13 protein-coding genes and 1 pseudogene are annotated in these 9,797 nt (G+C 65.5%); all 14 read left to right on the top strand.

What is annotated here, in order from left to right; translation table 11 throughout:
• A pseudogene (locus WMK75_RS17225) lies at window positions 1-577 on the top strand (hypothetical protein); the annotation flags it as partial.
• On the top strand, window positions 462-1,097 hold the full coding sequence (locus tag WMK75_RS17220; RefSeq protein ID WP_347268820.1) for a hypothetical protein: 636 nt from the start codon (window positions 462-464) through the stop codon (window positions 1,095-1,097). The pseudogene WMK75_RS17225 and the gene WMK75_RS17220, both read left to right, overlap by 116 nt.
• Window positions 1,098-1,390: 293 nt before the next feature.
• Complete coding sequence (locus WMK75_RS17215) at window positions 1,391-2,038, top strand: hypothetical protein (protein ID WP_347268819.1); 648 nt, start codon at window positions 1,391-1,393, stop codon at window positions 2,036-2,038.
• A 235-nt stretch (window positions 2,039-2,273) separates the two neighbouring features.
• Window positions 2,274-2,597 (top strand): HNH endonuclease signature motif containing protein, encoded by a 324-nt coding sequence (locus WMK75_RS17210; RefSeq protein ID WP_347268818.1) that lies wholly within the window; start codon window positions 2,274-2,276, stop codon window positions 2,595-2,597.
• A 148-nt stretch (window positions 2,598-2,745) separates the two neighbouring features.
• Window positions 2,746-3,147 carry a hypothetical protein gene (locus tag WMK75_RS17205; protein ID WP_347268817.1) on the top strand — a complete coding sequence of 134 codons (402 nt, stop codon included), beginning with the start codon at window positions 2,746-2,748 and terminating at the stop codon, window positions 3,145-3,147.
• Window positions 3,144-4,832: a terminase TerL endonuclease subunit gene (locus WMK75_RS17200; protein WP_347268816.1), complete on the top strand. Its 1,689-nt coding sequence runs from the start codon at window positions 3,144-3,146 to the stop codon at window positions 4,830-4,832. Before WMK75_RS17205 ends, WMK75_RS17200 begins: the two co-directional genes overlap by 4 nt.
• Before the next feature lie 29 nt (window positions 4,833-4,861).
• On the top strand, window positions 4,862-6,052 hold the full coding sequence (locus WMK75_RS17195) for a phage portal protein (RefSeq protein WP_347268815.1): 1,191 nt from the start codon (window positions 4,862-4,864) through the stop codon (window positions 6,050-6,052).
• Window positions 6,027-6,644 carry an HK97 family phage prohead protease gene (locus tag WMK75_RS17190; RefSeq protein ID WP_347268814.1) on the top strand — a complete coding sequence of 206 codons (618 nt, stop codon included), beginning with the start codon at window positions 6,027-6,029 and terminating at the stop codon, window positions 6,642-6,644. The genes WMK75_RS17195 and WMK75_RS17190 overlap by 26 nt, the downstream gene beginning before the upstream one ends.
• Before the next feature lie 23 nt (window positions 6,645-6,667).
• Window positions 6,668-7,915 (top strand): phage major capsid protein, encoded by a 1,248-nt coding sequence (locus tag WMK75_RS17185; protein WP_347268813.1) that lies wholly within the window; start codon window positions 6,668-6,670, stop codon window positions 7,913-7,915.
• 64 nt (window positions 7,916-7,979) lie between these two features.
• The gene (locus tag WMK75_RS17180; protein WP_347268812.1) at window positions 7,980-8,144 is read left to right on the top strand and encodes a hypothetical protein; all 165 of its coding nucleotides are present in this window, start codon (window positions 7,980-7,982) and stop codon (window positions 8,142-8,144) included.
• Window positions 8,141-8,632 carry a head-tail connector protein gene (locus WMK75_RS17175; RefSeq protein ID WP_347268811.1) on the top strand — a complete coding sequence of 164 codons (492 nt, stop codon included), beginning with the start codon at window positions 8,141-8,143 and terminating at the stop codon, window positions 8,630-8,632. The genes WMK75_RS17180 and WMK75_RS17175 overlap by 4 nt, the downstream gene beginning before the upstream one ends.
• Complete coding sequence (locus WMK75_RS17170; protein ID WP_347268810.1) at window positions 8,632-8,952, top strand: phage head closure protein; 321 nt, start codon at window positions 8,632-8,634, stop codon at window positions 8,950-8,952. Before WMK75_RS17175 ends, WMK75_RS17170 begins: the two co-directional genes overlap by 1 nt.
• A 35-nt stretch (window positions 8,953-8,987) precedes the next feature.
• A complete protein-coding gene (locus WMK75_RS17165; RefSeq protein ID WP_347268809.1) occupies window positions 8,988-9,347 on the top strand; it encodes a DUF3168 domain-containing protein in 360 nt (119 codons plus the stop codon).
• A gap of 3 nt (window positions 9,348-9,350) precedes the next feature.
• Window positions 9,351-9,791 carry an HK97-gp10 family putative phage morphogenesis protein gene (locus WMK75_RS17160; RefSeq protein WP_347268808.1) on the top strand — a complete coding sequence of 147 codons (441 nt, stop codon included), beginning with the start codon at window positions 9,351-9,353 and terminating at the stop codon, window positions 9,789-9,791.
• Window positions 9,792-9,797 lie beyond the last annotated feature (6 nt).

The following is a 9,797-nucleotide window of genomic DNA, read 5'->3' as shown; positions in this document are numbered from 1 at the left end:
CCCGGCGCACAGTGTCACCGGTGACAGGTCGCACCCGGCGCACAGTGTCACCGGTGACACAGATGCACGGGACCCGGTGCACAGTGCACCCCTAACCCTCAATGAACCCCCCAAGGAGGAGGAGGAGGAGGGCGCGGGCGCGAGGACCGATGCCACCAAGCCCAAGCCCGCGCCCTCGCTCGTCTCGCAGATTGCGGAGGCTCTTGGATTCAACGACCCGGAGGGAATCGGATGGCCTCGATACTGGGCCAGCGCCGATGCCGGCCTGATCGTTTCGCGCTGGGTCACCGATCTTGGCCTGACGGAGGCCGAGGTGATCCACGTCGCCACCGCGAATATGCGGGCGCACGGCAGCCCGGCCAATGGTCCCAAGACCCTCACCCGCCACATGCAGGATTACGCGGCAGAGAAAGCCGCCCCACCCCTCGAAATCCCCGCCTCTCGCACAGGAGACCCCAGCCATGCACAAACAGCCCGCCCTTCGTCTCGCGGCCAGCAATCCGGATCAGGTCAACAATTCACTGGTATCGTTGGCGCGGTCATGCGGAATCGCCTTGCGCGTGAACAAGGGGTTTAAGGCCCGCTACGACAAGCACGGCGTGTTTCTCGGATACGACGAAACCGGCGCGCTGGTCGCCAGCATCGACGGCACGCCGGAAGGCATCGCCGCCATGCGCAGCCGGATCGAGGGCGCATTCACCCCGGCGGCGCGCGACCAGGTCGAGGAGTGGCTGGCGGAACTGGCGGTTCTCGCGCCGCGGCGCAATGACGGCGATGGCAACGCGGCGCTGGTCGTCTCGGCCTATTCGCAGCGGCTGTCGGGCTATCCGGCTGACGTGGTGCGTGAGGCGCTGCTGGGTCGCGTGTGGCGGTTCTGGCCGAGCTGGGCCGAGCTGCATGAGGTCTGCGAGGATCTGACCAAACAGCGTCGCGCCGTCCGGGCGGAACTGGACCGCGCCGCCGCCGATCAGATCGAGGCCGGAAACCTGGCCGTAGAGCGGCCTTCCGGGGTTTCTGGCGACATCGCCCCCCAAAATGCGCAACACGCCTGTAAGGCGCCGTCTGCGGCCTCTGGCGATGGGGCGCCAAATGGCTGAGACCAGCGACGGTATGCCGCTACGCCCCGCCGATCGCGCCGCCATGTGCGACGGCAAGGCCCGATTTGACAGACCGACCCTCGCCCGCAAGGCCGCCAAGCGCAGGCCCGGCATCTTCCGCGAGGCATACCGATGCCGGGCATGCGGCGGCTGGCATGTTGGTTCGCCGCTTGAGAGGCCCCGCTGATCTGACCCGCCAAAGCAAAGCCGCCTCCGAAGCAAACTTTGCGTTAACAACTAGATATGGTAAAATCCCAGCAATGCCGCGCAACATGCAGCGGTTCGGAGGACACATGAGCAGCAAAGCAGCGCGGCGACGGGCCAAGAAACAGCGCGCCGAGGCCAGCATCTATGACGTGCCGCCGGTCTCGGCGCGCGAGGACAGCGGGAGAAAGTCCCGCGCCGGCACGCCCCGCGCCGCCGATGCCCTGGCTCTTGCGGTCAGGTGCAAGCGCCGCGGCGTCACCCCGACAGACAAGACCATGCGCGATAGCCGCGCCCAGTGGTGGGGCTGCAATGCGGGAACGGCGATGGCCGCTGAGGTCGGCGATGAGGCTGACCGGATCGCGTTGTGGGGCGCCATCCAGCATATGCGCCGGACTGTCGCCGCCTATGATCGGGCTATCGGCGCGCCGCATCGCCACGCCGTCTGTCTGCGGCTGCTGGCGCCACAGGAGGCAATGGAGGCTGACGCATCCGACCCCGCGCCAGATCCCCGCGACGATGAGGCCCGGACACGCGCCGCCGTCACCGCATGGACCCAGCTGCATGGCTGGCTGGCCTATGTGCCTCCCAGCGCAGCCGCAGAGGCATGGCGGGTCGTCGTGGATGACGCCCGCCCCCGAGACGTGCCCGGGATGATCGCAGCCCTGCGCTGCGTCCATGAGGGCAGGACCAAGGGCCGCGTCACCTATCGCGGCAGGGACGCGCCAGCCGCTTGACAATCAACCTGCGGTATGGTCAATTTGGCATCATCGCAAGAAGTTGTGGCCCGCCCTAACCGGCGGGCTTTTTCATTCCCGCCCTGTGGTGATCTGCTGGCGCGTGCCACCCCGCCCCCGGCAGATCACCAGATGGCGGGGGGTCAAGCACAGCCGGGCAAGTGCGCGCTTCACCCCGGCAGCCCATGCGGGGCGATATCCGCTGACCCGCCATCGACCAATCACGAGGTCCGCCATGACCAAGCCGCGCAAGTGGGACGGTAAAGGCAGCCGCCAGTCCCGAGGGTATGGCGCGGCTTGGGACCGCCTGCGCGTGGCGATCCTGACCCGCGACAAGTGGCTGTGCCAAGAGTGCATGCGGCAAGGCCGGGCAAGGCCGCTCGGAGTCCTGCCGCGCGATCACGCGGTTGACCACATCACGCCCAAGGCTCAGGGCGGGTCCGATGACCCTGACAATTTGCAGAGCTTGTGTGACCCGTGCCACACGGCAAAGACCGCCCGCGATGAGGGCTGGGCCCGGCCGCGAGAGGTCGGGCTGGACGGTTATCCGGTCGGATGATCGGTCGGCTTTGGTGATTTCGTGACATTTATGCAACTGGTGCAGGCCCGCAACAGGGGGGGTGGGTCAAAGTCCGGGACCTCTCGGCCGGGGACCCGCGGCCTAAGTCTCTGCACACATCCACAATTCAAAAAAACGGGTTTTTGACATGGCGCGACCGCAGACGCCCTTGGCCAAAGCGGTGCTGACGGGGGCTGACAAGCACAATCCGCAGCGATACCGCGCCAGATCGGAGCCGAAGGCGTCAGGCCGGCCGCTCGGGAAGGCGCCGACCTACTTCACGGCGATGCAGAGGAAGGCTTGGGCGCTGACGGCGGATGAAACGCCTTGGCTCACCTATGAGGACCGGGCCGCAACTGAGATTGTCGCGCTGATGAGGGCGCAGGTCATGGCCGGGCTTCCGCCGGATACGCCGGCGAGTTTCTACAGCACCTATCGCATGGCCCTGTCGTCGCTGGGCGCCACCCCGGTTGACCGCAGCAAGGTCTATCAGCCGCCGCAGGATGATGGGGATGATCCGTTCGGCTTCCTGGACGGGCCGCCGCAATGAGTTTTGCGGATCGGGCGCATGATTATGCCCGTGGCGTCGTTTCTGGCCTGATCCCGGCCTGCAGGTTCGTGGTGCAGGCGTGTCAGCGCCAGCTGGACGACTTGGCCGCCCCGCCGCCCGGCTATCGGTTCAGCCCGGCCCATGCGGCCAAGGTGTGCCGGTTCGTCGAGCTGGTGCCTCATATCAAGGGCGAGAAGGCCAGCAAGGGTGAGGCGTTCAAGCTGGAGCCTTGGCAGGTGTTCATCCTGTCCACGGTATTCGGCTGGGTCGATGCGGACGGCAACCGGCGCTTTCGCCGGGTCTATATCGAGGTGCCCAGGGGCAACGGGAAAAGCGCGCTGTCTTCGCCCATCGGGCTTTACATGATGTCCTTCGACGGCGAGGCGGGCGCAGAGGTCTATTCAGCGGCCACGACGCGCGATCAGGCGCGGATCGTGTTCCGGGATGCGCAGGCGATGGCGCGGAAGCTGCCCCGGCTGTGCAAGAAATTCGGCATCGAGGTCACGGCACAAGCAATCGTGCAGTTGAAATCGTCCAGCAGCTTCAAGGCGCTGTCGGCGGAGGGCCACACACTGGACGGCCTGAACATCCACCTGGCGATTGTGGACGAGCTGCACGCGCACAAGACGCCTGTGGTCTATGAGGTGCTGGAAACCGGCTTGGGCAAGCGGCCGCAGTCGATGATCTGGGCCATCACCACGGCGGGGTTCAACAAACAGGGGATTTGCTATCAGACGCGGGATTTCGCGCTGAAGGTTCTGGCCGGGGCTGTGACCGGCGAGGCGGCGGACGCCACGTTCGGCATCGTCTACACCATCGACGAGGGCGACGATCCCTATTCCGAGGAATCGCTGCGCAAGGCGAACCCGAACTGGGGCGTGTCCGTGGATCCGCGCATCGTGACGCAGACCGCAGCCAAGGCCCGGCAGGTGGCGCAGGACCGGGTCAACTACCTGACCAAGCACCTGAACGTGTGGGTGGATGCCAATTCGGCGCTTTACGACACGGAGTGGTGGCGGAAGTGCGAGGATCGGACGCTGGATGAGGCCGATTTCGCCGCTGATGAATGCGTCATGGGGATGGACCTCGCCAGCAAGATCGACATGGCGGCGCGGGTTTCGCTCTACCGCAGGGAGATTGACGGGCGGGCGCATTACTACGTTTTCCCGCGCTTTTACCTGCCACAGGTTGCAATCGACGACGACCGGCACGCGATGTATCGCGGCTGGGAAATGGCGGGCGCGATCTATGCAACGCCGGGCGAGACGACCGATTTCGGGATCATCGAGGACGAGATCAAGGCAGATGGGCCCGGCCTGAACCTGCAGGCCGTGGCAACCGACCCGTGGCAGGCGCAGCAGATGCTGCAGAACCTCAAGCGCGATGGGATGCCGGCCGAGGAATACCGGCAGACGGTGGCGAACATGAGCGAGGCCACCAAGACGCTGGACGCTCTGATGCGCGAGGGCCGCATTCACCACCCCGGCAATCCGGTGCTGAACTGGATGATCGGCAACGTGGTCGGGCATTTCGACGCGAAAGAGAACGTCTATCCGCGCAAGGAAGTGCGGGCGAACAAGATCGACGGCGCGGTGGCGCTGATTATGGCGCTCGGGTGGTTCATCCAGCGCGAGGCGGGCGAGGATCAATCCTATCTCGACGCAAGCGGGCTGATGGTGCTGTGATGCTGGGACTATTTCGGAAAAGCACCGCGATGACCGTTGACCAGCTGGCCCGCGTGGCAGGCTGGATCGGCTGGGGCACGTCCTCGGGTGGCAATGTGACCGAGGCGACGGCGGTCGATGTGACGGCGGTGTTCTGCGCGGCCCGTGTCATCGCCGAGGGCATCGCGCAGATGCCTTGCCGCGTCGTCAGTGAGACGTTCGATGGGAGCGGTTTGCCGCGGCTGCGGGTCGAGCGGGATCACTGGGCGCATCGCCTGCTGGCGGTTCGCCCGAATGGCTGGCAGACCGCGTTCGAGTTCCGAGAAGGCATGATTTTCAACGCGGTTTTGGGCAAGGGCGCCATCGCGATCAAGAACGTGGTGCGCGGACAGGTCCGGGAATTGCTGCCGGTCCCTGCCGGCGCGTGGTCGGTCGAGCAACTGGCCGATTACAGCCTGCGCATCCGCGTTGATTACGCGGACAAGACGCATGGGTTCTTCACGCTGGATCAGGTGTTCTACCTGCGCGGCCCGTCGCTGGACGGGTTTCAGGGGCTTCCTGCCGTGCGGCAGGCGCGCGAGGCCATTGGGCTTTCGCGGGCGCTGGAACGCCAGCAAGGCAAGCTGGCCGGGAATGGCGGCAAGCCCTCGGGCGTGCTGTCATTCGCCAACCGGCTGGCCCCGGAGACGGCGGAAAAACTGCGCGAGACATGGCAACACCGCTTCGGGCCGAACGGCGACGGCGGCATCGCCATTCTGGACGGTGACGCGAAATTCCAGTCGATGACCATGACCAGCGTGGATGCGCAGCATCTGGAAACGCGCCGGTTGCAGATCGAGGAAATTGCCCGCGCCTTCCGTGTGCAGCCGATCATGCTGATGCAGGCCGACAAGGCCGCGACCTTCGCCAGCGCGGAACAGATGTTTCGCAACCACGTCATTCACACGCTCGGGCCTTGGGTCGAGCGCTGGGAGCAGGCGGCGAACCGGGACATTCTGGGCAATGTGTCCGGGCTGCGTGTGGATCTGGACGAACGCAACCTGCTGCGCGGCGATTTCAAAGACCAGGCGGAATACTACACCAAGGCCCTTGGGGCCGGCGGTCAGGCGGCATGGATGACCGTCAATGAAATCCGGGCCGAGGTTGGCCTGAACCCGGTGTCGGACGCATGGGCCAACACGGTTTCGCGCGGCGCCATGTCTCAAGGGAATAGCGATGGAAACGAAATTCCTCAGCCTTGACTGGAAGGCCGACGAGGCCGGCGTGATCGAGGGATACGGATCGATTTTCGACAATGTTGACAACGGCGGTGATGTCGTGGCCCCCGGCGCCTTCGCGGCGTCCCTCGCGCAAGGGCGCAAGGTCAAGATGCTGTTGCAGCATGACCCGCATGACGTGATCGGGGTTTGGGATCAGGTCGAGGAAGACGGCAAGGGGCTGCGGGTCAAGGGACGCCTGCTGATGCAGGTGCGCAAGGCGGCTGACGCCTACGAACTGGTCAAGGCGGGCGCGCTGGACGGGCTGTCGATCGGCTATCGCACGACCGAGGCCAGCCGGGATCGCGACGGCAATCGGGTGATCCTGAAAGCGGAAGTCTGGGAGGTGTCTCTTGTGACCTTCCCGATGAATGAAATGGCTCGGATCGACGCGGTGAAGGCTGCCGGGATGACCGAGCGCGATATTGAACGGGTGCTCACGCAGGACGCTGGGCTGTCCCGTTCCGTGGCCCGCCGGCTGATGGCCGGAGGCTACAACGCAGTCAAGGCCATGCAGGACGCTGGCGCTGGCGCGGATGAACTGGCGGCGCTCTTGAAAGCCCGCTTGTCCCTGTAACGCCATGAACAAGGAGCATCGTCATGGCTGACGAAATCAAGAACCTGATCGAGGACGGCAACAAGCTGATCCAGGCGATCCGCAGCGAAGTTGACGGCATCAAGTCGGCGGATGCGCTGACCGATCAGAAGATCACGCGCATGGAAACCGATCTGGCCGCCAGCCTCAAGGCCAAGCAGGACGCGGAACTTGCGCTCAAGGCGCTGGATGCCCGGCTGGCCGAGATCGAAACCAAGGCAAACCGTCCCGGTGGCCTGTCGAAAGATGCGTCTGTTGACGAGCACAAGGCCGCCTTTATCGACTTCATGCGCAAGGGCGTGAATGGCGGTGCCTCTGACCGGCTATTCGACCTGCAACAGAAGGCGGCTGACGTGCGCGTTGCGACCAACGCCTCGGGCGGCTTCGCGCTGCCCAAGGAAATCGCCTCGGCGGTGCTGAAGCTGATCCAGGACACGTCGCCGATCCGGTCGATTGCCAATGTCGTGACGGTCGGGACCACCGATTACCACGAGGTTGTCAGCGGCGCGGGCTTCGGGACCGAATGGGTTGGCGAGGTCGATACCCGCAACCAGACCGATACGCCGAACTTCTATGACGTGGCGCCGACCTTCGGCGAACTGGCCGCGAAACCGGAAGTCACCCGCCACGCCATCAGCGATCTGTTCTTCGACGTCGAGGCTTGGCTGATCGCGGAAGCGGCGGAACGCTTTGCCGCGGCCGAGGGCCTGGCCTTCGTGTCTGGCAACGGCACGAACAAGCCGACCGGCTTCCTTGCCGGCCCGGCGCCGCTGGCGACCGGCGACGCGACCCGCGCCTTCGGGACGCTGCAATACCTGCCCTCGGGTCAGACCGCGGCGCTGGCTACCGCGCCCTTCGACACGTTCAAGGAACTGGTCTACGGCCTGAAAGCCGGTTACCGCGCCAATGCCCGCTTCGTGATGAATTCGGGCGTCATGGCCTCGCTGGCGAAGGTCAAGGATGGGCAGGGCGTTTATCTTCTGCAACGCGCCGTTGCCGATGCCTCGCCCGACCGGATCGAGGGCAAGCCCATCGTCATCGCCGAGGATATGCCGGCGGTTGCCGCCAACGCCTTCCCGGTGGCCTTCGGCGACTTCCAGCGCGGCTACACCGTCGCCGATGTGGCCGGGATGTGGATGATCCGCGACGAGATCACCAAGCCCGGCTGGGTCCGCTTCCCGATGCACAAGCGCGTCGGCGGCAAGCTTCGCGACACGCAGGCAATCAAGCTGCTGAAAATCGCCGCGACCTGATCGGGTCTGCATTGGTGCGGGGCGGTGCTGCCGCCCCCATCCCATGCAGATCATGGAGGCCGATATGGCAAAGTTGACGAAGCCGATCATCGGCTGCGCGAATGGCGAGATTTACCCGCGCGAATATGCGGAGGGCGAGGAATGCCCGGCTGAACTGGAGGCCTATGCCGAAAGCATCGGCGCGCTGGCCGAGACCAAGGCCGCGAAGAAGGCGCCGGAAACGAAATGATCCCGCGCCGTGTCACGCCGCCTGTCGGTGCCGTTGTTGATCTGGCCGAGATGAAGGCGCACCTTCGCGTCCTGCATGACGATGAAGACGGGCTGATTTCGTCGCTGATCGCGGCTGCGGAGTCGCATCTGGACGGCTGGCGCGGGGTTCTCGGCCGCTGCATCCTGCCGCAGCAATGGGCGGTGGATTATCCCGAGGCGGGCTGCTGGCGGTTGCCGTTCCCTGACGTGACGAGCGTCACGGTATCGGCGGGGGTCGGCATCCTGACGCATGATGGCTTGGGGGCTATCGTGACCCTGACCGAGGCGGCGACGGTGACCATGGATGTGCAGATGCCGTCCGAGACTGTCGATGCGGTGCGGCTGATCGTCAAGCTGCTGGTCGGGCATTGGTATGCAAACCGGGAAGCGGCTGGTGCGGATACGCTGAGCGCGGCGCCGCTGGCGGTTGACGCGCTGATGACGCCGCTTCGCTGGGTGGTGCCGTGATGGATGCTGGCGACCTGACCAAGCGCGCGACGTTCCAGCGCCCGGAAATGGGTCGGGACGGCGACGGCAACCAGATCCTTGCCTATGTCGATGACCACGCTGGCTGGGTGCATCTGCGGCCCCTGCGCGGCGGTGAGAGCGTGATGGCGGCGCGGCTGGCGTCCAAGGCCCCGGCGATTGTGACGCTGCGGGCCTCGGCCAATGCCCGGCGCGTCACGTCCGAATGGCGGGTGCTGATCGAGGGCCGCACCTATGAGGCCAAAGAGGATCCGCGCGAGACGCAGGACCGGGCCTATCTCGAATTGCTGGCTGAGGGCTGACCATGCGGGCGGGTCGTGCACTTCGCAAGGCGGTCATGGATCGCCTGATTGCGCAGGTCGGCGCGCTGGGTGGTCGGGTCTATGACCGGGCCATTGAGGCCAATGATTACCCCTATATCACGCTCGGGCCGAGCTACTGGACCGACGACAGCGTCGAATGCGTCAAGGCGCGGGCTGTGACGCTGCAAGTGGACGTGTGGTGCAGTGGCGCCCCCGGCGCGGGTAAGGGCAACGCCGAGGACGTGATCGACGATGTGGCGGCGGCGCTGGACGGCTGGGCGGATACGGTCGCGCTGACCATGCACCCGGCGCGGCTGTCGCTTGTGCGGGTGATGGATGACCCGAGCGGCTGCATTCACGGGGTCGTGCAGATAGAGGCGTTGCTGGAGGGCTGACGCATGGCGGAACTGAACCCGCGCATCGTCGACAAGCTCAAGCAAATCCCCGCGGTTGCGGTCGATGCGGCGCGCGTGGCGATGGAAGAAGGCGCGCAGGAGATCGTTGACGCGATGCGGGCTGCGGCCCCGCGCGGTGAGACCGGCGATCTGCGCGACGGCATCGGCTGGACTTGGGGCGACCTTCCAGCCGGCACGTTCATGATTGACGAAATCCGCAGCGGCAAAAACGCGGGCGAACAATATGCCACGCTGCGGATCAAGATCTACGCTGGCGCGGGCGACGGCTTCTATGCCCGGTTTCACGAGTTCGGAACCAAGGACGGCAAAACCCCGGCCCGGCCGTTTTTCTACCCGACATGGAAGGCCAGGAAGGCCGCGCTGCGCAAGAAAATCCGCGAGCGGGTCCGGGCCGCGATCAAGGAGTCATGGGCCAATGGCTAAGGCGAT

The organism is Paracoccus sp. (in: a-proteobacteria) (assembly GCF_039808215.1).
Classification (GTDB): Bacteria; Pseudomonadota; Alphaproteobacteria; order Rhodobacterales; family Rhodobacteraceae; genus Paracoccus.
Note: the sequence above shows the minus strand (reverse complement) of the source record. Positions and strands in the feature narration are given on the sequence as shown.

What these genes read in the sequence shown, in the direction of transcription:
- WMK75_RS17210 (WP_347268818.1), top strand. Translation starts at nt 2,274, where the DNA reads ATGACCAAGCCGCGCAAGTGGGACGGTAAAGGCAGCCGCCAGTCCCGA.
- WMK75_RS17220 (WP_347268820.1), top strand. Translation starts at nt 462, where the DNA reads ATGCACAAACAGCCCGCCCTTCGTCTCGCGGCCAGCAATCCGGATCAG.
- WMK75_RS17165 (WP_347268809.1), top strand. Translation starts at nt 8,988, where the DNA reads ATGGATCGCCTGATTGCGCAGGTCGGCGCGCTGGGTGGTCGGGTCTAT.
- WMK75_RS17175 (WP_347268811.1), top strand. Translation starts at nt 8,141, where the DNA reads ATGATCCCGCGCCGTGTCACGCCGCCTGTCGGTGCCGTTGTTGATCTG.
- WMK75_RS17200 (WP_347268816.1), top strand. Translation starts at nt 3,144, where the DNA reads ATGAGTTTTGCGGATCGGGCGCATGATTATGCCCGTGGCGTCGTTTCT.
- WMK75_RS17185 (WP_347268813.1), top strand. Translation starts at nt 6,668, where the DNA reads ATGGCTGACGAAATCAAGAACCTGATCGAGGACGGCAACAAGCTGATC.
- WMK75_RS17160 (WP_347268808.1), top strand. Translation starts at nt 9,351, where the DNA reads ATGGCGGAACTGAACCCGCGCATCGTCGACAAGCTCAAGCAAATCCCC.
- WMK75_RS17170 (WP_347268810.1), top strand. Translation starts at nt 8,632, where the DNA reads ATGGATGCTGGCGACCTGACCAAGCGCGCGACGTTCCAGCGCCCGGAA.
- WMK75_RS17190 (WP_347268814.1), top strand. Translation starts at nt 6,027, where the DNA reads ATGGAAACGAAATTCCTCAGCCTTGACTGGAAGGCCGACGAGGCCGGC.
- WMK75_RS17195 (WP_347268815.1), top strand. Translation starts at nt 4,862, where the DNA reads ATGACCGTTGACCAGCTGGCCCGCGTGGCAGGCTGGATCGGCTGGGGC.
- WMK75_RS17205 (WP_347268817.1), top strand. Translation starts at nt 2,746, where the DNA reads ATGGCGCGACCGCAGACGCCCTTGGCCAAAGCGGTGCTGACGGGGGCT.
- WMK75_RS17215 (WP_347268819.1), top strand. Translation starts at nt 1,391, where the DNA reads ATGAGCAGCAAAGCAGCGCGGCGACGGGCCAAGAAACAGCGCGCCGAG.
- WMK75_RS17180 (WP_347268812.1), top strand. Translation starts at nt 7,980, where the DNA reads ATGGCAAAGTTGACGAAGCCGATCATCGGCTGCGCGAATGGCGAGATT.